The organism is Streptomyces sp. NPDC052225, assembly GCF_040679615.1.
In the GTDB taxonomy this organism is placed as follows: domain Bacteria; phylum Actinomycetota; class Actinomycetes; order Streptomycetales; family Streptomycetaceae; genus Streptomyces.
Genome location: NZ_JBFAVD010000006.1, coordinates 111069 through 131846 on the forward strand (window position 1 = coordinate 111069; position 20778 = coordinate 131846).

General features: G+C 72.6%; 20 protein-coding genes. 5 read left to right on the forward strand and 15 right to left on the reverse strand.

Annotated features, from left to right (window positions below; translation table 11 throughout):
* Positions 1-38: 38 nt before the first annotated feature.
* Positions 39-1493 (reverse strand): xylulokinase, encoded by a 1455-nt coding sequence (gene xylB / locus AB0L37_RS11550; RefSeq protein ID WP_365502987.1) that lies wholly within the window; start codon positions 1491-1493, stop codon positions 39-41.
* Between the two features lie 171 nt (positions 1494-1664).
* On the opposite strand from xylB, the gene xylA reads away from it, so the two are divergent.
* Positions 1665-2831, forward strand: coding sequence for a xylose isomerase (gene xylA, locus AB0L37_RS11555; protein ID WP_365502990.1), 1167 nt, complete (start codon positions 1665-1667; stop codon positions 2829-2831).
* Between the two features lie 257 nt (positions 2832-3088).
* Complete coding sequence (locus AB0L37_RS11560) at positions 3089-3355, forward strand: hypothetical protein (protein WP_365502993.1); 267 nt, start codon at positions 3089-3091, stop codon at positions 3353-3355.
* A 43-nt stretch (positions 3356-3398) separates the two neighbouring features.
* Here the strand turns inward: AB0L37_RS11560 and AB0L37_RS11565 are convergent, their stop codons facing one another.
* Positions 3399-4754, reverse strand: a complete 1356-nt coding sequence (locus AB0L37_RS11565) for an esterase-like activity of phytase family protein (protein WP_365502996.1) — start codon at positions 4752-4754, stop codon at positions 3399-3401.
* Between the two features lie 197 nt (positions 4755-4951).
* On the opposite strand from AB0L37_RS11565, the gene AB0L37_RS11570 reads away from it, so the two are divergent.
* The gene (locus AB0L37_RS11570) at positions 4952-5317 is read left to right on the forward strand and encodes a hypothetical protein (RefSeq protein WP_365502999.1); all 366 of its coding nucleotides are present in this window, start codon (positions 4952-4954) and stop codon (positions 5315-5317) included.
* Positions 5318-5353: 36 nt separating this feature from the next.
* On the opposite strand, the gene AB0L37_RS11575 is transcribed toward AB0L37_RS11570, so the two are convergent.
* The 3 genes from AB0L37_RS11575 to AB0L37_RS11585 form a co-directional block, all read right to left on the reverse strand.
* Positions 5354-6649 (reverse strand): replication-associated recombination protein A, encoded by a 1296-nt coding sequence (locus tag AB0L37_RS11575; RefSeq protein WP_365503002.1) that lies wholly within the window; start codon positions 6647-6649, stop codon positions 5354-5356.
* Positions 6650-6749: 100 nt separating this feature from the next.
* On the reverse strand, positions 6750-7121 hold the full coding sequence (locus AB0L37_RS11580; RefSeq protein WP_365503005.1) for an MmcQ/YjbR family DNA-binding protein: 372 nt from the start codon (positions 7119-7121) through the stop codon (positions 6750-6752).
* Positions 7118-7513 carry an MmcQ/YjbR family DNA-binding protein gene (locus AB0L37_RS11585; protein ID WP_365503008.1) on the reverse strand — a complete coding sequence of 132 codons (396 nt, stop codon included), beginning with the start codon at positions 7511-7513 and terminating at the stop codon, positions 7118-7120. Before AB0L37_RS11585 ends, AB0L37_RS11580 begins: the two co-directional genes overlap by 4 nt.
* 87 nt (positions 7514-7600) lie before the next feature.
* Here AB0L37_RS11585 and AB0L37_RS11590 point away from each other — a divergent pair, with 87 nt between their 5' ends.
* Positions 7601-8536: an AraC family transcriptional regulator gene (locus AB0L37_RS11590; protein ID WP_365503011.1), complete on the forward strand. Its 936-nt coding sequence runs from the start codon at positions 7601-7603 to the stop codon at positions 8534-8536.
* Between the two features lie 123 nt (positions 8537-8659).
* Here AB0L37_RS11590 and AB0L37_RS11595 read toward each other — a convergent pair whose 3' ends face one another.
* Positions 8660-10096 carry a carboxylesterase family protein gene (locus tag AB0L37_RS11595; RefSeq protein ID WP_365503014.1) on the reverse strand — a complete coding sequence of 479 codons (1437 nt, stop codon included), beginning with the start codon at positions 10094-10096 and terminating at the stop codon, positions 8660-8662.
* 284 nt (positions 10097-10380) lie between these two features.
* On the reverse strand, positions 10381-10662 hold the full coding sequence (locus AB0L37_RS11600) for a ribosomal protein L7/L12 (RefSeq protein WP_365503017.1): 282 nt from the start codon (positions 10660-10662) through the stop codon (positions 10381-10383).
* 176 nt (positions 10663-10838) lie between these two features.
* Between AB0L37_RS11600 and AB0L37_RS11605 the strand changes: the two genes are divergently transcribed.
* On the forward strand, positions 10839-11960 hold the full coding sequence (locus AB0L37_RS11605; protein WP_365503020.1) for a substrate-binding domain-containing protein: 1122 nt from the start codon (positions 10839-10841) through the stop codon (positions 11958-11960).
* Here the strand turns inward: AB0L37_RS11605 and AB0L37_RS11610 are convergent.
* From AB0L37_RS11610 to AB0L37_RS11645, 8 genes are all read right to left on the reverse strand, one after another.
* Entirely contained in the window at positions 11929-14382 is a 2454-nt protein-coding gene (locus AB0L37_RS11610) for a polysaccharide lyase family 8 super-sandwich domain-containing protein (protein ID WP_365503626.1), read from the reverse strand. The genes AB0L37_RS11605 and AB0L37_RS11610 overlap by 32 nt on opposite strands.
* 262 nt (positions 14383-14644) lie before the next feature.
* Complete coding sequence (locus AB0L37_RS11615) at positions 14645-16039, reverse strand: NADP-dependent succinic semialdehyde dehydrogenase (RefSeq protein ID WP_365503023.1); 1395 nt, start codon at positions 16037-16039, stop codon at positions 14645-14647.
* Between the two features lie 93 nt (positions 16040-16132).
* The gene (locus AB0L37_RS11620) at positions 16133-16609 is read right to left on the reverse strand and encodes an NUDIX domain-containing protein (RefSeq protein WP_365503026.1); all 477 of its coding nucleotides are present in this window, start codon (positions 16607-16609) and stop codon (positions 16133-16135) included.
* Between the two features lie 15 nt (positions 16610-16624).
* Positions 16625-17272 carry a response regulator transcription factor gene (locus AB0L37_RS11625; RefSeq protein ID WP_365503029.1) on the reverse strand — a complete coding sequence of 216 codons (648 nt, stop codon included), beginning with the start codon at positions 17270-17272 and terminating at the stop codon, positions 16625-16627.
* Positions 17273-17311: 39 nt separating this feature from the next.
* Positions 17312-18580: a sensor domain-containing protein gene (locus tag AB0L37_RS11630; protein ID WP_365503032.1), complete on the reverse strand. Its 1269-nt coding sequence runs from the start codon at positions 18578-18580 to the stop codon at positions 17312-17314.
* The gene (locus AB0L37_RS11635; RefSeq protein ID WP_365503035.1) at positions 18573-19370 is read right to left on the reverse strand and encodes an ABC transporter permease; all 798 of its coding nucleotides are present in this window, start codon (positions 19368-19370) and stop codon (positions 18573-18575) included. The genes AB0L37_RS11630 and AB0L37_RS11635 overlap by 8 nt, the downstream gene beginning before the upstream one ends.
* A complete protein-coding gene (locus AB0L37_RS11640; protein ID WP_365503038.1) occupies positions 19367-20092 on the reverse strand; it encodes an ATP-binding cassette domain-containing protein in 726 nt (241 codons plus the stop codon). The genes AB0L37_RS11635 and AB0L37_RS11640 overlap by 4 nt, the downstream gene beginning before the upstream one ends.
* Positions 20093-20202: 110 nt before the next feature.
* On the reverse strand, positions 20203-20769 hold the full coding sequence (locus tag AB0L37_RS11645; RefSeq protein WP_365503041.1) for a GAF domain-containing protein: 567 nt from the start codon (positions 20767-20769) through the stop codon (positions 20203-20205).
* Positions 20770-20778: the final 9 nt, after the last annotated feature.

The following is a 20778-nucleotide window of genomic DNA, read 5'->3' on the forward strand; positions in this document are numbered from 1 at the left end:
GGGGTGAGCTTCGGCCGGGGCGCCCCGGCCCGCGTCCCTCACGCCTCCTCCAGGAGCGGCGCGGCTCCCGAGAGGACCCCCGAGATGCGCTCGAGGGTCGCTTCGTCGCGCTCCACGGCGTCGAGCACGGGGCCGCGCGCCGTGTTCCAGCGGCGGGCGACGGCCGCCGGGTCCTCGCCGGTGAGCAGGCCCGCGGCCTGGGCGGCGGCGCCGAGTGCCACCAGTTCGCGGGCCTCGGGCACCTGCACGGGGCGGCCCGAGAGGCGGCGCACCGTCTGCTGCCACGCGTGGCCGCGCGCGCCTCCGCCGATGAGCAGCAGGGGAGCGGTCGGGTCGGCGTCGGCGGCGTCGTTCTCCAGGACCCGGTCGAGCGCGCCGAGCAGTGCGTGCACCGCCCCGTCGTACGCGGCCTGGAGCAGCTGGCCGCCCGTGGTGTCGTGCCGCAGGCCGGTGACCAGGCCGGACGCGTTCGGCAGGTCGGGGGTGCGCTCGCCGTCCAGGTAGGGCAGGACCGTCGCGGTGCCGCCGGCCTCGACCGCCTCCCGGTCCAGGCCGAGCAGGGCCGCGAGCCGGTCGACGGCGAGGGTGCAGTTCAGGGTGCAGGCCAGCGGCAGCCAGTCGCCGCGCGCGTCCGCGAACCCGGCGACGGTGCCGCTCGGGTCCGTGGGACGGCGCCGTGACACCGCGTACACCGTCCCGGAGGTGCCGAGGCTGAGCACGGGCGTGCCCGGCAGCAGCCCGAGACCGAGCGCGGCCGCCGCGTTGTCACCCGTCCCGGCGGCCACCAGGGTGCCCTTGGCGAAGGGGAGCTCACCGCCCCCGGCATGGACCGTGCCCGCGACCTCGCCCGGCCCGACGACCCGGGGGAGCAGCTTCGGGTCCAGGCCCACCCGGCCGAGCACGTCCTCGTCGTACGCCTCGGTCGCCGACGCCCACCATCCCGTACCGGACGCGTCGCCGCGGTCCGTGGTGCCGTCGCCCGTGAGGCGGCCGGTGAGGTAGTCGTGGGGCAGGCGCACCGCGGCCGTCGCCGCCACCGCCTCGGGCTCGTGCTCGGCGAGCCAGGCCCACTTCGACACGGTGAACGAGGCGCCCGGCACGCTGCCGAACCGCTCCGCCCAGGCCTTCGCGCCGCCCAGTTCGTCCACCAGGCGGCGGGCCTGCGGAGCGGAGCGCACGTCGTTCCACAGGAGGGCCGGACGGACCGGGCGACTCTGCGCGTCCAGCGTGACCAGGCCGTGCTGCTGGCCGCCCACCGCCACCGCGGAGGCGCGCCGGGCGGCGTCACCGCAGGCGGCGAGCGCCGTGCGCAGCGCCCGGTACCACTCCTCGGGGTCACTCTCGCGGCCCGCGCCCGACGTCACCGTGTGCGGCGCCTGGCCGCTCGCCACGACGGCGCCCGTTGCGGCGTCCACGACCAGGGCCTTCGTGGACTGCGTGGAACTGTCGATCCCGACGACAAGGGGCCCTTCGGCGCCATCGGCAGCTGACATGCGGCTCTCCTGAGTACGAAAGAAAACGAGTCCGCGTACGTGAGTACGCACGGCGGTCCGGGGCTGGCTCTTCCCAGCGGCGTGCTCGCATACTAATTTGTAAAGTGCCATGACGAAATAGGCGGGCGCACGATGCTGCTGTGTGCCCGGCGACGGCGAGGGAGCCGCGAGATGAACTATCAGCCCACCCCCGACGACAAGTTCAGCTTCGGCCTGTGGACGGTCGGCTGGCAGGGTCGCGACCCGTTCGGTGACGCCACGCGCCCGGCGCTCGACCCGGTCGAGACCGTGCAGCGCCTGGCCGAGCTCGGCGCGTACGGCGTCTCGTTCCACGACGACGACCTGATCCCGTTCGGCTCCTCCGAGACCGAGCGCGAGGCGATCGTCAAGCGCTTCCGGCAGGCGCTCGACGCGACGGGCATGAAGGTGCCCGCGGCCACCACGAACCTGTTCACGCACCCGGTCTTCAAGGACGGCGCCTTCACCGCCAACGACCGTGACATCCGTCGCTACGCGATCCGCAAGGTCATCCGCAACATCGACCTCGCCGTCGAGCTGGGCGCCACGACGTATGTCGCCTGGGGTGGCCGCGAGGGCGCCGAGTCCGGTGGTGCGAAGGACGTGCGCGACGCGCTCGACCGCATGAAGGAGGCCTTCGACCTGCTCGGCGAGTACATCACCGAACAGGGCTACGACCTGCGCTTCGCGATCGAGCCGAAGCCGAACGAGCCGCGCGGCGACATCCTCCTGCCGACCGTCGGCCACGCGCTGGCGTTCATCGAGCGCCTGGAGCGTCCCGAGCTGTTCGGCGTGAACCCGGAGGTGGGGCACGAGCAGATGGCGGGCCTGAACTTCCCGCACGGCATCGCCCAGGCCCTGTGGGCCGGCAAGCTCTACCACATCGACCTCAACGGCCAGAACGGCATCAAGTACGACCAGGACCTGCGCTTCGGCGTCGGCGACACGCGCGCCGCGTTCTGGCTCGTGGACCTCCTGGAGTCGGCCGGCTACAGCGGCCCGAAGGTCTTCGACTTCAAGCCGCCGCGGACCGAGAACTTCGACGGCGTGTGGGAGTCGGCCGCCGGCTGCATGCGCAACTACCTGATCCTCAAGGACCGCGCGGCCGCGTTCCGAGCCGACCCGGAGGTGCAGGAGGCGCTGCGCGCGTCGCGGCTCGACCAGCTCGCGCAGCCGACGGCGGCGGAGGGCCTGGCCGAGCTCCTCGCGGACAAGGCCGCGTTCGAGGAGTTCGACGTGACGGCCGCCGCCGAGCGCGGGATGGCGTTCGAGCGCCTCGACCAGCTGGCGATGGACCACCTGCTGGGCGCCCGCGGCTGACGTAGCGGGGCGGTGTCTCGGGAGGGTTTCCGGTGGGGCGGTTCGGCGCCAACTTCCCTCCAGGGGTCGCGTGTTGACGCGGCGGCGGGGACCCTGGGGGGATGGCCGTCCCTCCGCCTCCGCCGCAGCCGCCCCCGCCGCCCAGTGACCTGCCGCCTCCGGGCGGCGGGTACGGCCCCCCGCCCGGAGGGTCCTTCGGGGCGCCGCCGCCGGACGGCCCGCGGGGCCCCGGCAGGCGCCCGTACCTTCTCATCGCCGTGCTCGTCGCCCTCGTGGTGATCGTCGGCGCGGTGGTCCTGGTGATGACCCGCTCGTCGGGCGACGACGACGAGCCGTCGCCCGGCAAGAGCAGTCACACCAGTCAAAGCGGTTCGCCGAAACCGTCGTTGAGCATTCCGAGCGAGATCCCCAGCGAGCTGCCGAGTGAACTCCCGAGCGGCCTGCCGTCGAAGATTCCGACGAAGCTCCCGAGCGAGATTCCGAGCGGGCTGCTGCCCAGCGACGTGGAGAGCCTGCTGCCCTGAGGCGGCGAGGACCCCTGGAGGAATCGCTGTGACAGGCCGGGCCCTACAGTGCGCCCTTCGGCAGCCGCACGTACGTCACCTTCGTCTCGATGCCGCTGTCCACGAGCCGTCCGTCCGCGTCGAACGCGCCCGTGCCGTCGGTCATCCCGAAGTCGTTGTCGTTGATCAGCGCGAGCGTGTCGCGGCCGGCCACGGCGACGCCCTCGATCTTGTCCTGCACCCCGTCGACCGTGTTCAGGTCCACCACGAGCCGCTTCGCGAGGATCGGCACGCCCGACGCCGCGGGGTCGTCGAGCTGCTCCAGTGACGGGGACGTCGCGTCGTCGTCCCACCGCTCGCCCAGAATGTTCGCGCCGTGCGTGAGCCGCACCTCCTGGAGGCGGGCCGCCTTGTCGGTGCGCTCCTCGACGAGGAGCCGGTCGCCGCCGAGCGCGACGACCGAGGAGATCTTCAGCTCGGACGGGTCGTCCTCGCCCGGGTCGACGACGTCCACCGCGTCGAAGCGGTACGCGTACTCGGCCGTGACCGCCTGCTTCTTCGGCGAGAACCGCAGCAGCCGCGTGGTCCGCGACGCCTCCCCGGCGTCGGTGTCCGGCAGCGACAGTGGGCTCTGCACCGCCAACACCAGGTCACCGCCGGGCAGTTGGGCCAGTCCCTCGAAGCCCCGGTTGACCTTGCGGTGCAGCAGGACCGACGGAAGCGACTCGACCACCGGGTAGTCGGCGCCCTTCAGGACGAGCCCCTTGGGCACGTGCCGCGCGAGCACCTTCCCGTGCGCGGAGACGTGCACGAGCGAGGGGCCGTACTCGTCGACCAGCCAGAACGATCCGTCGGCCGCCCGCACGACACCCTCGGTGTCCAGGCCGTTCGGGTCGTACGAGAGAGGGGTCGACGCGTCGTACGAGTACGGCTTCTCGTCCCGGGCCTCCTGGTTCGGCAGGCCGGTGACGGGCCTGCCGGACGACGTCGTCAGCGGGATCGCCCGCACCACCTTCACCCGGTCGCCGGTGACGCGGATCTTCACGAGCGCCGGGTCGAAGCCGGGCACGGGGAAGGTGCGGCGCTTGCTCCCGGACACCTTGATCTGACCGTTCGGGCCGCGGTCGGTCACCGTCCAGTACTCGCCCTCGCGGCCCGCCGGGTAGATGTCGGAGCCGATGCCGCCCAGGTCGACGCCGCGGTCGTCGGCCACCGTGCCCGGCAGCAGGGCATTGCTGAACCGCCCCAGCGGCAGGTCGCCGAGCGTCGCGCTCCCCGTCACCCCGGCCGCACCGGAACCGCCCGGCGCGGCACCCGTCGCGGTCCCGGCCACGGCGATCGCGGCCAGCACGGCAAGGGGCACCCCGGCGGCGACGGAACGGCGGACGACGCGGCGCTTGCCGGGAACGAGCGGGGACATGGGGCCTCCTGAGGCGCGTGAACCGTGAACGGCGAACTGGGCTCACCGTCGACCCCGGCGCCGAACTCCCGGTGACGGCCGGGTGAATACGGGTGAACGCGAGAACGGCGCACTCCTCGCGAAAACCGTGGCCCGTGCCCCGTGCCCCGTGCCCCGTGCCCCGTGCCCCGTCCGGCCGGGCCCGTAGGCTCCTGCCCGTGACAGCACCTACCTTGCGCGCGACCGAGTGGAACGGGACGGCGTGGGACGACCCGTCCGACGACCGACTGCACGATCTGCTCGCCGACATGAACCTGACCCACCGGCACGTGGTCGTGGCCCGCCTCGACCGTGAGCCGGCCGGCCAGCACTACATGCAGGTCGCCCTGAACGACGACCTGAGCTACCAGATCGAGTACCGCGACGGCGGCCCCGACCGCCATTTCCAGGCCCATGTCCCGTGCGACGGCAGCCCGTTCGCCGTGGAGCCGGTGGCCGCGGTGCTGGCCGACTGGGCACGCGACCGGCCCGGCTGGCGCGACGCCCTTGCCTGGCGGCCCTGGCCCGACCTCGATCCGTCCTGAGGGAGGGTCTCGCGTCGCGCGTCCGACGCATCCACGTCAACCGCTGCGTCGGCGAGCGCGCAGAGCGGTCCAGTGGCGCAGGCGTTCGGAAATCTGGGACTCGTATCCGTTGCGGGTGGGCGTGTAGTACGTCTCGCGCTCCATGGCCTCGGGGAAGTAGTCGGCGCCGGAGAAGCCGTCGGTGGCGTCGGGGTCGTACGCGTAGTCCTTGCCGTAGCCGAGGTCCTTCATCAGGCGGGTCGGCGCGTTGAGGATGTGGGCGGGCGGCATGAGGGAACCGGTGCGGCGCGCGCTTTCGCCCGCCCTGGTGAAGCCGCGGTAGACGGCGATGGACTTGGGGGCGGTGGCGAGGTAGACGACTGCCTGGGCGATCGCCAACTCGCCCTCGGGAGAGCCGAGTCGCTCGTACACGTCCCAGGCCGCGAGGGCCTGCTGGACCGCATGGGGGTCGGCCATGCCGATGTCCTCGTTGGCAAAGCGGGTCAGGCGGCGGGCGATGAAGAGGGGGTCCTCACCGCCGTCGAGCATGCGGGCGAGCCAGTACAGGGCCGCGTCCGGGTCGGAGCCGCGCATCGCCTTGTGGAGCGCGGAGATCAGGTTGTAGTGGCCCTCCTGCGCCTTGTCGTACAGCGGGGCGCGCTGCTGGACGTGGCCGGCGAGCGCCGCGGTGTCCAACACGGGCCCGGAGGCCGGAAGTTGTTCGGCCATGTTGAGCAAGTAGCGGCCGTCGCCGTCGGCCATGGCGATCAGGGCACGGCGGGCGTCGTCGTCCAGGGGCAGCGGGTGGCCGGTGAGGTGTTCGGCGCGGTCCAGGAGCGTGGACAGGGCGGATTCGTCGAGGCGTTTGAGGACGAGGACCTGGGTGCGGGAGAGCAGGGCGCCGTTGAGTTCGAAGCTGGGGTTCTCGGTGGTGGCGCCGATCAGGGTGACCGTGCCGTCCTCGACGTAGGGCAGGAAGCTGTCCTGCTGGGCGCGGTTGAAGCGGTGGATCTCGTCGACGAACAGCAGGGTGCCCTGGCCGACGGAGCGCCGGCTGCGGGCGGCGGCGAACACCTTGCGCAACTCGGCCACGCCGGAGAAGGTCGCCGACACCGGTGCGAAGGCCAGTCCTGCGGCGTCGGCGAGAAGACGGGCGATGGTCGTCTTGCCGACGCCGGGAGGCCCCCACAGGATCGCGGAGCAGAGACGGTGCTGGGCAATCATGCGGCCGAGCGGGGCGTCCGCGGCGAGGAGGTGGTCCTGGCCGACGACGTCTTCCAGCCGGGTGGGACGCAGGCGGTCGGCGAGTGGCCGGGCGGGCTCCTCGTCGAAGAGCGGCAGGGTCGGTTCCATCGGTCTCTCGGATCGCGGGCGAGGGTGTGCGGGCATGTCGAGCCTTGCACGGGGCACTGACAGGCGCGGGTTCAGCGGCTCGCGAGCGCGCCCTCGGTGCTCATCGTCGGGTACGGGGGCGGTCGCGCCGCGGCAGCCGCTCGACGGCCAGGTCGTAGGAATCCTCGACTGCGTCGGTGACCAGCCGCTCGGTGATGCCGGGGCCCGGTCCGAGCGAGATCCAGTGCCGTTTGTCGAGGTAGCGGCCCGGTGTGATCGATGCGTGGCCGTGCACGAGCCCGCGCGCATGTTCCGGTTCGCACTTGACCGTGATGATCTGCTCGTCCGGGTCGTCGGTGACGATCAGGAACACCTTGCCCGCGACCTTGTACACGTCCAGGTGCTCGGTGAACGGGTAACCGTGGTCCGTCCCCGGCAGCGCGAGCGCCGCGTGGCGGGCGGCGTCCTGGAGCCTGTCGCCGGCCGTGCTCACCGGGCCGCCCGCATCCGGGTGCCGTAGGTGTGCGGGGCGACGGGCTGCTCGGCCCTGGGCAGGCGGGCGACGACGAGCCGGTAGGAGTCGGTGACGAGTTCGTCGACGAGTGCTCTGTCGATGCCGTCGCCGCCCTCCAGCGTGATCCAGTGCTTCTTGTTCATGTGGTAGCCGGGGGTGATGTGCGCGTACCGCTCCCGCAGGGCGTGGGCCTCGCCGGGGTCCGCCTTGAGGATCACGACGGGGCGGCCGGGGACCTCGGTCATCAGCATGAACACCTTGCCGCGCACCTTGAAGACTTCCCAGTCGTCGCCGAAGGGATGCTCCAGCCGGGCTCCGGGCAGTTCCTCGGCGCGGTCGGCGGCCATCTTGTGCAGGGTCGTTCCGTTCATGGGGCGTTGCCTTCCTTGCGGCGTGATCGCGGCAGCAACCCCATTCTTCGGCCGAAGCCGGCCATTAGGGCGGTAGGCTGCGGACACATGATGGTCGACAAGCGACACCCCGGCCTGAGCGGACCGGGCGGACCGGCCGCGGTGCCGTTGTACGGTTTCCAGCCCCCGGTCGGCACCCCGTACGGCCTTGAAGTGGGCACCGTCGAGGACTTCTTCGCCCAGCACGACGACTGGCCGTGGAACCCGCCGGTCCCCGGCCGTGCCTCCTTCCACTACCTCATCGCCGTCACCGAGGGTGAGCTGCGGCACGACGTCGACCACGTCACCCGGACCGTCACCCCCGGCCAGTGGCTGTGGGTACGCCCCGGGCACGCGCAGTGCTGGCATCCGCCCGGCGCCGCCCGCGGCCCGTTCATCCTGTTCGAACCGGACGTACTGCGGCCCGACATCGCCCGCCTCCTGGCCCCGCTCACCGCACACGAGGCTCCTGCCGTGCTGAGCCCGCACCCCGACGACGCCGCCTGGCTCCAGCAGACGGCACTCCAGCTTCTGGACGAACACCGCGCACTGGGGCGCCGCCCCCTCGACGTCCACCACGCCCTACGGCGCAGCCTCCTCGAATCGCTCCTGCTGCGCCTCGCGGGCGCCCCCGGGATCACCCCCGCTGGCACGAGTGCCGACACACGCCGTGCCGACACGCGCCGTGGCGACACCTACCGGCGGTTCGCGGACGCCCTGGAGCTGCACTTCCGCGAAGTGCACCGGGCCGCCGATTACGCGCAGTTGCTCGGCTGCTCGGTCCGCACCCTCAGCCGGGCTGCCCGGGAAGCCACCGGCAAGACGGTGCGTGAGGTCATCGACGAGAGACGTCTGCTCGAGGCCCGGCGCCTGCTGACAAGCGCCCGATGGGACGCCCGGTCCGTGGCCGACCACCTCGGCTTCACCGACCCCGCGAACTTCGGCCGCTTCTTCCGCGACCGTACCGGTCTGACGCCGGCGGCCTACGCGTGCTCTTCGGTGTAGCGAGCGCCGATCCACTCTTCGGGAGGATTCCGTGGCCGGCGCCGCAGCCCGGCTTGCGTGCGGGCACCGGCACGTTGTCGATCCTCAGTGAGTCGCGGCCGCCTGGCCGGGCGACGACCACCGTCAGGGGCGGTCGATGCCCTCCCACACGTCGAGGGCCTGCTGGTAGTGGGCAGTGGCCTCGAAGGGAGGATGGCCGACGCTTGTTGCGGTGGGCCGGTTCGTGACGGCGGGCCACAGACGGGTCTGCTCTCCGGTGGCGAAGTCCAGCACGATGTCGCGGATACGCGTGTCACGCTCGGCCTGTTCCGCGCTGCGGCCCGGCTGTTCCTGGCCGACCAGGGCGTACATCTCGGAGCCGTGCACGGCGGGCGCACCCTCGGCGGGCCCGACCAGGAGGAGATGGGCGTTGCCGCCCGCGGCGGCGTGGGCCAGGGCACCCCGGGCTGCGGGGAGCCCGAAGATGTAGTCCGTCAGGAGTGCGGCGCGGACCTCGGCCGGGGTACGGCCGCCCTGGTCGTAGGCGTCGACGATCTTCTGGGCGCGTGAGCGGGGAATGCGCCACCCCGCGACCTCGTCGACGATGCTCTCGACGGTGTGCGGGTCGAACCGGTCGAGGTCGTTCGCCACCCACCAGCCCATGTCGTCGCTGGCCATGCTCAGCAGCACGTCGACATCCCGGTGTGCGCCCGAGGCGAGGACGTCCATGGGGTGGGCGTGCAGCACCGCGCCCGGCTGTGCGATGTCCAGCACCACGCCGAGGCTCTTGCCGTCGATCCCGCCACGCACGCCGAGGTCAGTGGGGGTGACCTTGTGCAGGGCGGCCACCAGGGAAGCGGTGTCGAGGTCGAGCAGTTTCTCGGGGTCGTCCGCGACGCCGAGTTCGGTGACGAAAAGGTGGGCGAGCTGCTCGGCCCACCAGGCCGGCTGGAGACGCGAGGGCCCGGCGGAGAACCCGGCCAGACGCTGGTACAGGCCGTCGGCGGAGGCAGCGCCGAGCAACCCGAAGGTGGAATAGGCGCCGCCGCTGTGGCCGTAGACGGTGACGTTGTCCGGGTCGCCGCCGAAGTGGGCGATGTTCTGCTTGATCCAGGTGAGCGCGGCGATGACGTCTTGCAGGCACAGGTTGCTCGCCTCCGCGAGCCGCCCGCCGTACTGCGAGAGCGAGACCGCGCCCAGGGCGCCCAGCCGGTAGTTGAGGGACACGCCCACCACGCGTCCCGACGCGGCGAGACCGGAGGCGTTCGAGGTGATCTGCGTGTTCGCGCCGAACTCGAATCCGCCGCCGTGGATGTACACGGCCACCGGCAGCGCCGTGCCGGCCGGCTGCTCGGGGGCCCACACGTTCAGGTTCAGGCAGCCCTCGCCCGTCCCGCTGTCCGCCTCGAGCCAGTCGCCGGTGTCGGGCTGGACGGAGGCGACGCCCTTGCGGTCGTAGGGCAGGTCCGGATCGAAGCCGGCGACCACGGGGCTGCGGTAACGCTCGGCGGTGGCGTACGGAATTCCCCACCAGGACCGCACCCCTGATGCGGTCGGAGCCGTGAGTGTGGTGGCGGTCATGGCAGATCCTTACGCCGTGGTTCGGGTGATGTGCGAAGGCGCGGCGGCTGATTGCTCGCCGTGACGCGCCCTCCCATCCTTCCCCTGGACCCGACGGACGGCCCGTCGGGCAGCGGCCACCCGATGGTCGGTAGGCGACTCTTTGCGCCTACCGCCCTGGACGACACTCCGTGGAATCCATCAGCAGGTACTCGCCCGGCCGCGCCGGCCGCAGCTTCCCGTAGAGGCCCTCCGGGCGTTCGGCGATGTCCGCCTCCCCGCACCCGTCGCCCTTCCTCGTCCTGCTAGAGCTTCAGCGCGTCCACCGAATCCTTGGCCTCCTTCAGCCCCGCCCCGGTGATCCGGCGGTAGACCTTGATCGCCTCGATCTCCTTGCCCTGCAACACCAGCGCCCGTACCTCACTCAGGCCATCCGGCTCGGGCTCGGTGATGCCCAAGTGGTCGAGGACGAGGTCGAGTCGGCGGTCGATTCGGTCCACCTTGCGCTCAAGTCCCCGGATCTTGAGGCTCATGGAGGAGCTCAACCAGCTGACGGCGAGGATCAGGACGATCAGGAAATAGAACATGACCGGAGCTTAGGTGACCTGGTCACCCGCACCCTTGGCCCTCAGCTCTCCGCCCTTGACGCCCCGCCCTGCCCGCGGGTGAACGAAGGGATCGTATCGATCGCAAGTGATCGATACGATGGGCCGCTCAGGGGTGAGGCACGGGCCGCGGGCCCATGGACAGGGGAGGCCGGATCGTGCGGCTGCACGTCGATCGGCGTCATGAACGGCTGCTCGAACTGGTGAGGGAGCGCGGCACTGCGCGTGTCGCCGATCTCGCCCGTGAGCTGGGCGTCTCGCCGGTCACGCTGCGCAGGGACGTCGAGATGCTCGCCGCTCAGGGCCGGCTCCAGCGGCTGCACGGCTCCGTCGTCTGGCCGGACGACAGCGCCGTGCGGGAGCAGGGCCGGACGGCCGCGGCGCCCGGCGCGGGCACCGTCGTCGGGATGGTCGTACCGACCACCGAGTACTACTACGCGGAAGTGGTGCGCGGCGCCAGGGACGCCGTGGAGGCGTGCGGGGCGCGCCTCGTCGTCGCGCTCTCGCGCTATCTGCCCGGTGAGGACGCGGCGCAGGTCGAGCGGCTGCTCGGCGCCGGTGCCGACGGGCTGCTCCTGACGCCGAGTTGGGATCGCGGTGAGCCCGCCGCGGGGGAGGGGCGGTGGATCACCGAGCTGCCCGTGCCGACCGTCCTCGTCGAGCGGTCGGCGCCGCACGGCCACCCGGTCGCGGCCCTCGACCGGGTCCGCTCCGACCACGCCCACGGCGCCGCCGCCGCTGTCCGTCACCTCGCCGCGCTCGGCCACCGCGCCGTCGCCCTCGCGGCCCAGGAGTCGCCCACCAGCGGCCGGCTGAGACTCGGCTACGAGGCGGCCGTGACCGCGCTCGGGCTCACCCCCGCGCCCCGCCTGGTGCACGATCCCGCCGCCACGGAGGCCGAGCGGTTCGAGTGGACCTTCGCGTATTTGCGCGGGGCCGTCGAGGAGCACGGGGTGAGCGCCGCGATCCTGCACAGCGACGCCGACGCGATCGTCCTCGTGCCCCGGCTGCGGGCGTGCGGCGTGCGCGTCCCCGACGACCTGGCCGTCATCACGTACGACGACGAGATCGCCGACCTCGCCGACCTGCCGCTCACCGCGGTCGCCCCGGCCAAGCGGACCGTGGGCCGGCGCGCCGCGGAACTTCTGCTGTCCCGCCTCGCCGACTCCGCCGGACCGGGACAACACCTCGACATCCTCCCTGAGTTGAGGGTGCGTGCCTCATGCGGCGCGTCAGGTGGATCGTCCGTCACGCCAGGCGCACGGTCACCTTCTGCGTGACGCCCCCGGCCGCGCTCAGGTCACCGAACGTCAGCCGCAGTTCCCGGCCCACCTCGGCGCCCGTCACCGAACCCGGCTTCGACGCAACGGACTTGACGGGCCGTCGCCAGATCAGCGTGGCACCCTTCACCGTACGGTTGGGGTCGGCCACGCACACCGTCGCCGTCCCGTCGCGCCGCTCCCGGATCTGCACGACCAGCGGCGCGTCCACGGTCACCTTGCCGACCGCGCCCGGCTCCCAGAACGTGACGCCGGTGAACCCGAGCGACGGCACCCGTACCCCTTGCGCCGCAGCCGAGTTGACGGTCACGGCAAGCCAGTCGGCGTCCGACGCCCGCGCGGCCGTGCGCAGTTCACTCGCGCCCGGCAGGAGCACGTACGCGTACGAGGCGTCCGTCGGGTCCGTGCCGTGGTCGGCGAGAAGGGTGACATAGCGGCGGGTGACCGGGTCCGTGGAACCGCCGCCGTTGATGGCCTTCCACGTCCCCGTACGCTCCTCGCGCAGTGCCGTCAGCGAAGCGCCGCCGGGGAAGACGTAGCCGCCGTGCCCGGCCACATGCGCCCAACGCGCCCGGGGGAAGGCCGAGTTCCACGGGTGCGCGGTGGGCTGGGGGCGGCCGTCGACCGTCAGCCGGGCCGTGCCCGACGCCCCCAGGTTGCGGGAGTCGACGACGCTCTCCACGCCGGCGCCGTCCGTGCTCGTGATGCCCGCGCCCAGGCAGACCACCGCGTCGTCCAGGAAGAACCACGTCTTCTTCGCGCGCAGCGTCGAGGAGAGGCCGCGCGTGTCCTGCGCCAGCGCCGCGTACGTGCCGTCCGTCGCCCCGCCCACCCACGTCGTCGCCGGCCGGGCCGCACCCCAGGTGCCGCCCTCCGCGTCCGCCAGCGTCTTGCGCGAGACGGTCGTGCCGGGCAGCCGGTACGGGTCCACGGTCGGCCAGTAGCCGTCGCTGTACTGCCCGCCGCCCGCACTGTCACCCGCGGCCCACCAATAGAGCATCCCCGAACCGGTGTGCCAGCCGCGGACGTTCTCGCCGTTGCCGTTCTCGTAGAACGTGATCGCCTTCGACGACATCGACACCGACGCCGTGAACCGGCTCGTGCGGTGCGCGGAGCGTGCCATCGAGGGGAAGACCAGCGACCCGGTCGGCTCGGCCGCCGGCTTCACCGCGGAGTCGTCGAGCAGGGCCGCGACCCGGGAGAGCGCGGCGACGCCGAGCGTGCGGCCCGTCGTCACGTCGCTGTAGCGGTCGCGCGTGTACCAGCCCTTGGCGAGCGCCCGCCAGCGCGCGTTCTCCTCGGCGCTCGCGCCCTGCCCGAGGAGCAGGATCGACGCGATGACCGCGTGCCCGCGGGAGTGGTCGTCCTGCTGGATCCTCAGCGGGTCGGTGGCGACCAGACCACGGCTGATCGCGCGCCCCGACACGTTGTCGACCATCAGGCCGTCGTGCAGGAACGGCGCGTAGGAAGCCTCCACCGAGTCCAGGAAGATCTGCCGTCCGCTGTCGGTGATCGCCCACGTCGACCCGCCGAGCAGCGCGAACAGCTTGCTCAGACCGTCGATGAGGACGGCCCCGTACGAGCCGGTGTACGGCACGTAGGTGTGCTGGATGAGCGACCCGTCCGCGTACAGGCCGTCGCCCGACGTGACGTACGGGAACACCGGCGAGATCGCGTCACGGGCGAGGGCGACCTTCGCCGCGGTGCCGTCGAGGATGCCGCGCAGGGCGAGGACGCGGCACAGGTCGATGCGGTTGGCGCCGGTGCTCGTGCCGGTGTACTTCGACACGAGCGAGTCCGGTACGAAGTGGTCGATCGCCTCGCCCGCCGCCGTCAGCTGCTCGGCGCTCAGGTGCTCGTACATGAGCACGCAGATGTCGAGCAGTCGCTGCGGGGCGCCTATCTGGAAGTTGTACCAATTTCCGTACTGCGTCTGGGACTTGTTGTAGACCTGCGCGCTGAGATGGTCGACGGCCGTCAGGATCGCCGCCTTGAGGGAGGCGTCGCCCGTCAGGCCGGTGCCCGGCTGGCAGAACGCCTCGGCCATCGACCGCAGCCGCTCGTAACTCGTCTGGATCTTCTCCGAGTAGCCGTACGACTCCGTGTCCGTGTCGGGCTCCGGATCGCCGAACACGGCATCGGGCCACAGGGAGCCGGTCGCCGGGGCCATCGCGTCCTGCCACGCCTTCGCCTGCGTACCGAGCGTCGCGAGCTTCGAGCGGAACGGTTCGGCGGTCGGGCTGAACCCTTCACCGAGGTACAACGCCCGCCATTTCGAGCGCAGTTGGGCGAACTCGTCGTCGGCGGCCCCGGCCGCGCTCACGGGGACGGCCGAGGCCGGACGGGGAACGCCGACGGCGAGCGCTGTACCGGCGGCCGCGCTCGTGGCCAGGAAGGCGCGACGGGACCAAGGGGACGACATCATGAAGAGCTCCGGAGGCTGGAGGGTCCGCTGGGAGTAAGCGGTTTCTAGCACCCGGTGTTCCAAACGCTCAAGAGAATCGGCCGAATTGATCGTTTCGATCGTTCGGGCGGGCGGGCGGGCAGGCCGGACGGCCCCGGGGTGACGCCGTCCGGCGACGACCTGCTGGGCGGCCCGCTCCTCGCGGTCGGCCACAGCTCCGCCAGCGACCTGCTGCACGGACTGTGCGCGGGGGCCCGCCTGATGACCGGTGTGCAGGCGCTCAGGCCGCGACCCACACCGTCGTGATGTTGCAGAACTCCTTGATGCCGTGGCCCGACAGCTCGCGCCCGTAGCCGGAGCGCTTGGCGCCGCCGAAGGGGAGCGCCGGGTGCGAGGCCGTCATGCCGTTCACGAAGACGCCGCCCGCCTGGCTGTCGCGCGCGAACCGCTCGATCTCGTCCTCGTCCGTGGTCCAGAGGTTCGAACTCAGCCCGAACGGCGTGTCGTTGGCGACCCGGACCGCCTCGTCCAGGTCCGCGACGCGGTACAGCGTGGCGACCGGCCCGAAGGTCTCCTCGCGGTGGATCCGCATCTCCGGCGTCACATCGGCGATCACCGTCGGCTCGTAGAACCAGCCGCGGTCCGCGAAGTCCTTCGGCCGCTGCCCGCCGCACAGCACCGTCGCCCCGGCCTCGACGGCGTCGTCGACCAGCTCCTCCAGGTCCGTGCGGCCCTGTTCGCTGGCGAGCGGCCCGACGTCCGTGTCCTCGTCGAGCGGGTCGCCGACCCGCAGCGCCCGCATGCCCGCGACGAACGCGTCCCGGAACTCCTCGAAGACGTCCTCGTGCACGATGAACCGCTTCGCCGCGATGCACGACTGCCCGTTGTTCTGCACGCGCGCCGTCACCGCGGTCTTCGCCGCCTTCGCCACGTCCGCCGACGGCAGGACCACGTACGGGTCGCTGCCGCCCAGCTCCAGGACCGTCTTCTTCACCTCGTCGCCCGCGACCGCCGCGACCGAGCGGCCCGCGGGTTCACTGCCGGTGAGCGTCGCCGCCACCACCCGCTCGTCGCGCAGAATGCCCTCGACCGCGCCCGAACCGATCAGGAGGGTCTGGAAACAGCCCTCGCGGAACCCGGCCCTGCGGAACAGGTCCTCCAGGTAGAGCGCTGTCTGCGGCACGTTCGACGCGTGCTTGAGCAGCCCCACGTTCCCCGCCATCAGCGCGGGCGCCGCGAACCGCACGACCTGCCACAGGGGGAAGTTCCACGGCATCACCGCGAGCACCGGGCCGAGCGGCCGGTAGCGGACCACGGCGCGGCTCGCCCCGGAGTCCTTCACGTCCGCCTCGGCCGGGTGCTCGTCGGCGAGCAGATGCTGCGCGTTCTGCGCGTACCAGCGCATCGTCTTCGCGCACTTCGACGCCTCGGCGCGGGCCGCCGCGACCGGCTTGCCCATCTCCGTCGTCATCACGCGGGCGATGTCCGGGGTGTCGGCGTCCAGCAGGTCGGCGGCCCGCTGCAGCAGCCGTGCCCGGTCGAAGAACGTCGTCGTGCGATACGCGTCGAACGCCGCGGCCGCCCGGGCGAGCTTCACCTCGACGTCCTCGTCGGAGAGGGCGTCGTACGTCTTCAGCGTCTCGCCGGTGGCGGGGTTCACCGTCGCGATGGGCATGGGGGAGACCTCCTGAGCGCGGTTCCTTCGACCTTCCCGCGCGGCGCGGGGCGGCGCAACGCGGGCCGCCCCGGGTACCCGCCGCACCGCACGTCAGACCTGCTCCGCGAGCCGGTCCAGGAACACCGTCTGCGCCTTCACCACGGCGGCCCGCGCCGCGTCGAGCCCGAACCAGGAGACCCGGTCCAGCTCGGGGAACTCGGCCTCCTTGCCCGAGCCGCGCGGCCACTCCATCGTGAACGTCCCCGGCACCACGTCCGCCGGGTCGAGATCGGCCTCCACCGCCCACACGGTCACGTGCTTCCCGCCCGACTGCACCGTGTCGCCGAGCGGCAGCGGCGTCCCGTCCGGCGCGGGCAGCCCCAGCTCCTCGCGGAACTCGCGCCGCGCCGCGTCCCACGGCGTCTCGTCGTCCCCGTACTCACCCTTGGGCACGCTCCACGCCCCGGCGTCCTTGCGCGCCCAGAACGGACCGCCCATGTGCCCGAGGAGCACCTCGACGCCCGCCGGGGTGCGGCGGAAGAGGAGGAGGCCCGCGCTCTGTTTCCTTCGCTTCGTCCCGTCAGCCATGGGTCCCAGTGTCGGTCAGTCCCGGTGCAGATACCGGATGACCGCGAGTACACGCCGGTTGTGGTCCTCCGACGCGGGCAGCCCGAGCTTGCCGAAGATCGCCGCCACATGTTTCTCGACGGTGCCCGCGGAGACGTGCAGGGACTGCGCGATCGCCGCGTTCGAACGGCCCTCGGCCATCAGTGTGAGGACGTCGCGCTCGCGGCCGGTGAGCGCCGAGATCTCCTCGGTGCGCCGGCCCGCCCCGGCCAGCTGCGTCACCACCTCCGGGTCGAGGGCGGTGCCGCCGGCCGCGACGCGGGCGAGCGCGTCGGTGAACTCCGCGACGTTCGCCACCCGTTCCTTGAGTAGATAGCCGACGCCAGCCGAGCCTTCGGCGAGCAGCCGCGTCGCGTACTTCGTCTCCACGTACTGCGAGAAGAGGAGCACGCCGGTGCCGGGCCGCTCGCGCCGGATGTCGATCGCCGCGCGCAGCCCGTCGTCCGTGTGGGTCGGCGGCATCCGGATGTCGACGACCGCGACATCGGGCTCGTGCTCGGCGACCGCCGCGCGCAGGGCGTCCGCGTCGCCGACGGACGCCGCCACCTCGTGGCCGCGCATCCCGAGCATCTGGGCGAGGAGCTCCCGCAGCACGGCGGCGTCCTCGGCGATCACTACACGCATACCGGGAGCCTCGCACACCTCGTGTTCCGCCGGGCGGGATCAGGCATGCAGCGGCAGCCGCACCGCGACCGACGTCGGCCCGCCCGCGGGGCTCGCCACGTCCAGGGCGCCGTCCACCGTCCGCACCCGCTGCACCAGACCCGCAAGCCCGCCGCCCTCCTCGATGCGGGCGCCGCCGCGCCCGTCGTCCGTGACCCGCAGCCTCAACACGCCGCCGCCCGCAGCGAGTTCGACGGTGCAGCGGGTCGCGCCGCTGTGCTTGATGACGTTGGCGAGGAGTTCCGACGCGCAGTAGTACGCGAGGCTCTCGATCGCCGGGGTCGGCCGCTCCGGCGCGTCCACGCTCACCTCGACGGGGAGCGCGGCGCGGGCCGCGAGCGTCGTCAGGGCGCCTGCGAGACCCTCGTCGAGTGCCGGTGGATGCAGCCCGCGCGACAGGTCGCGCAACTCGGTCAGCGCCTCCGTCGCGTTGTCCCGCGCGCCCTCGATCAGGCGGCGCAGCTCGGGCCGGTCCCGGTCGTCGAGCTGCTCCCGCGCCATGTCGAGGCTCATCGCGAGCGCCACGAGCCGCACCTGCGCCCCGTCGTGCAGATCGCGCTCGAGCCGCCGCAGCCGTTCGTTCGCGTCGTCCACGGCGAGGGCCCGGGTCTCCTCCAAGTCTCGTACCCGCTCGGCCAGTCGGTCGGGTCCGAGCAGTGAGCGTACGAGCCTGCGGTCCGCCGACACGGTCGCACGCGTCAGCCACGGCGCGATGACGAGAATCGCGCAGCCCGCCACCGTCGCCCCCAACGCGCCGGCCAGGGAGTGGACTTCGGGGGAGCCGCCGAACGGCAACGGCGTCACCAGGTTCACGTCGTCCGGCGCGAACGCCCACCGCACCGGCGCGACCACGTTCACCGCGCCGATCACCCACCACGACACCGCGTACAGCGTCACCATCGCAACCGGCAGCCGCACCAGGACGTACGCCACCGCCCGCCACGCGGCCCCGTCCCGCAGCCGCGCCTCCGTACGGGCGAGCACGCCGCCGTCCGCTCGCGGCCCGCCCGGCGCCGCCACCCGCTCGCTCAACAGGCTCCGGGCGAGGCGCCGTTGGAGGGATCCGAGGCCGCGCGCCAGGGCGAGCCCCGCCATCAGGAACAGCACACCGAGCGCCGCCCCGAGCAGCGTCAGCGTCAGCGCCGAACCCAGCGCCAGGGCGACGACCACCAGTAGGAAGCCCGCGAGCGCGGGGACGGAGGACGCGAGGCCGTACAGGGCCTCCGCCCATGCCCGCCGCGTCGCGAACGCGGTCACGGCCTCACGCATCACGGCGCACCAGGTGCCGGCCGCCCACCGTGAGGAACGCCGCCGTGTACAGGCACAGGACCACGAACCCCGCCCACGGCGACAGCATCCCGTCGACCGGCACGGTCACCGCGAGCGAGTTGCCCGCGATCATCGTCGGGAAGAACTTGGCGACCGCCGTCCCGGTCGTCCCCGCCATCAGCGCGGGCAGCACGTACATCAGGCCCACGAAGGAGCCGATCGCGGCCGCCGTGTGCCGGGTGATCGCACCGATCCCGACCCCGATCAGGCCGACCATCGCGAGATAGGCCCCCGACATCACAACCGCGCGCAGCACGTCCGGGTCGCCGAGCGACGGATGCGGCACGTCGGCGCCGAGCGCCGCGCGCCCCGCCACGAACGCCACGAACGTCACCGACTCGCCCACCACCAGGGCGAGTCCGCCGAACACGACCGCCTTCGCCGTGAGCACGAGACGCCGGTCGGGCACCGCGGTCAGCGTCGAGCGGATCGTGCCCGACGCGTACTCGCCGGTGACGACGAGGACACCGAGCACCCCGATGACGAGCTGACCGAGCGCCACCCCCGCGAGGACGTTGTTCGTCGGATCGAAGGCCGCCACCTTCGAAGCCCCGTGCGGCGCCTTGGTGTTGGCCATCGTCACCACACCCATCGCGATCATCGCGAAGACCGTCAGGAGCAGCGCGTACGCGGTCGACCGCAGACTGCGCAGCTTCACCCACTCCATGCGCGCCGCGTCCCGCAGGCCGTGGCGGTCGCCGATCGCGGGCGCGTACCCCATGCCGCTCATCGTGCCCCTCCTGCCTGGTACGTGGCCGACGCCGCCGTCAGCGCGAAGAAGGCCTCCTCCAACGACCGCCCGGACGCGGTGAGTTCGGCCACCGACGTGTCCGCGAGCAGCCTGCCCTGCCCGATCACCAGCAGATGGTCGGCGGTCAGCGCCATCTCGCTGATCAGATGGCTCGACAGCAGGACCGTACGGCCCTCGGCGGCGAGCGAACGCATCAACTCGCGGATCCAGCGCACCCCTTCGGGATCGAGACCGTTCACCGGCTCGTCGAAGAGCAGCACCGCGGGATCGCCGAGCAGCGCCGCCGCGATCCCGAGACGCTGCGCCATGCCCAGCGAGAACGAGCCCGCGCGCCGCCCCGCGACCGAGGCGAGGCCCACCGTCTCCAGGACCGTGTCGACCCGCTTCGGATCGATGCCGCCGCCCGCCGCGAGGGCCGCGAGGTGGCTGCGCGCGCTGCGGCCCGGATGGAACGTGCGCGCGTCCAGGAGAGCGCCCACCTGCCGCAGCGGCCGGCGCAGCCGCGCGTACGGCAGGCCACAGATCGTGGCGTGCCCGGCGTCCGGCCGGTCCAGGCCCATGATCATGCGCATGGTGGTGGACTTCCCGGAGCCGTTCGGGCCGAGGAACCCCGTCACGCTGCCCGGCCGCACCCGAAAGCTCAGATCCTCGACGGCGACCGTCCCGCCGTACCGCTTGGTGAGACCCCTGGCCTCGATCATCACGACTCCCTGTGCCGTCCGCGTGGTGTGCGATCCACGCTAGGAGCGCGCCCGGGGCGCAGGAACGAGGTTGTCCTCCGACCCCGCTGGGGGAAATCCCCCAGAGCGGCTCAGCAGCGGGGCCGGGGCAGGATGCCGAGCGCGGCGGCGTCCGCGAGGTGCTGGCCCAGGCGCAACTGGAGCGGCCCCGGCGGCCCCGGACGCTCCGAGAGCAGGCTGAGCGAGCCGAGCGAACGGTCCGCGGTGCGCAGCGGCACCGCGACGACACAGGCGAACCCGAGGCTGCGCGCCATCGCCGTGTACGAGGGCCAGTTGGCCCGCGCGTACGGGTGCGCGAGCGGCACCCCGCGGATCGGCTGGGCGGAGGCCCGGCAGTCCGCGCCGGGGCCCTCGCCCCAGGACAGCGCGGCCTTCTCCAGACGCAGGCCCCGCGGATCCGACGCGGCCACCTCGACGCGGCCCGCCGGCGGTTTGAGCACGGCCGACGCGGACGGCACCCCGAGCAGCGCGACACAGTGGCCGACGAGCGCCGTGAGGGCCTGCGGTCCGCCGCGCACGGCGGCGTCGGCCACTTCCACGAACGCCGTCGCGAGCCGCTCGCTGTCCACCTGGTACGCCTCGTACGGCACGCCGCGCATGACGCCCCACCCCTCGACCCCGTCTCGTCCGCCCCGCACGGGCAAAGC

Coding starts and splice junctions, on each gene's coding strand:
- xylB (WP_365502987.1), bottom strand. CDS start 1,493: ATGTCAGCTGCCGATGGCGCCGAAGGGCCCCTTGTCGTCGGGATCGAC.
- xylA (WP_365502990.1), top strand. CDS start 1,665: ATGAACTATCAGCCCACCCCCGACGACAAGTTCAGCTTCGGCCTGTGG.
- AB0L37_RS11565 (WP_365502996.1), bottom strand. CDS start 4,754: ATGTCCCCGCTCGTTCCCGGCAAGCGCCGCGTCGTCCGCCGTTCCGTC.
- AB0L37_RS11575 (WP_365503002.1), bottom strand. CDS start 6,649: ATGGAACCGACCCTGCCGCTCTTCGACGAGGAGCCCGCCCGGCCACTC.
- AB0L37_RS11585 (WP_365503008.1), bottom strand. CDS start 7,513: ATGAACGGAACGACCCTGCACAAGATGGCCGCCGACCGCGCCGAGGAA.
- AB0L37_RS11590 (WP_365503011.1), top strand. CDS start 7,601: ATGATGGTCGACAAGCGACACCCCGGCCTGAGCGGACCGGGCGGACCG.
- AB0L37_RS11595 (WP_365503014.1), bottom strand. CDS start 10,096: ATGACCGCCACCACACTCACGGCTCCGACCGCATCAGGGGTGCGGTCC.
- AB0L37_RS11600 (WP_365503017.1), bottom strand. CDS start 10,662: ATGTTCTATTTCCTGATCGTCCTGATCCTCGCCGTCAGCTGGTTGAGC.
- AB0L37_RS11610 (WP_365503626.1), bottom strand. CDS start 14,382: ATGTCGTCCCCTTGGTCCCGTCGCGCCTTCCTGGCCACGAGCGCGGCC.
- AB0L37_RS11615 (WP_365503023.1), bottom strand. CDS start 16,039: ATGCCCATCGCGACGGTGAACCCCGCCACCGGCGAGACGCTGAAGACG.
- AB0L37_RS11620 (WP_365503026.1), bottom strand. CDS start 16,609: ATGGCTGACGGGACGAAGCGAAGGAAACAGAGCGCGGGCCTCCTCCTC.
- AB0L37_RS11625 (WP_365503029.1), bottom strand. CDS start 17,272: ATGCGTGTAGTGATCGCCGAGGACGCCGCCGTGCTGCGGGAGCTCCTC.
- AB0L37_RS11630 (WP_365503032.1), bottom strand. CDS start 18,580: ATGCGTGAGGCCGTGACCGCGTTCGCGACGCGGCGGGCATGGGCGGAG.
- AB0L37_RS11635 (WP_365503035.1), bottom strand. CDS start 19,370: ATGAGCGGCATGGGGTACGCGCCCGCGATCGGCGACCGCCACGGCCTG.
- AB0L37_RS11640 (WP_365503038.1), bottom strand. CDS start 20,092: ATGATCGAGGCCAGGGGTCTCACCAAGCGGTACGGCGGGACGGTCGCC.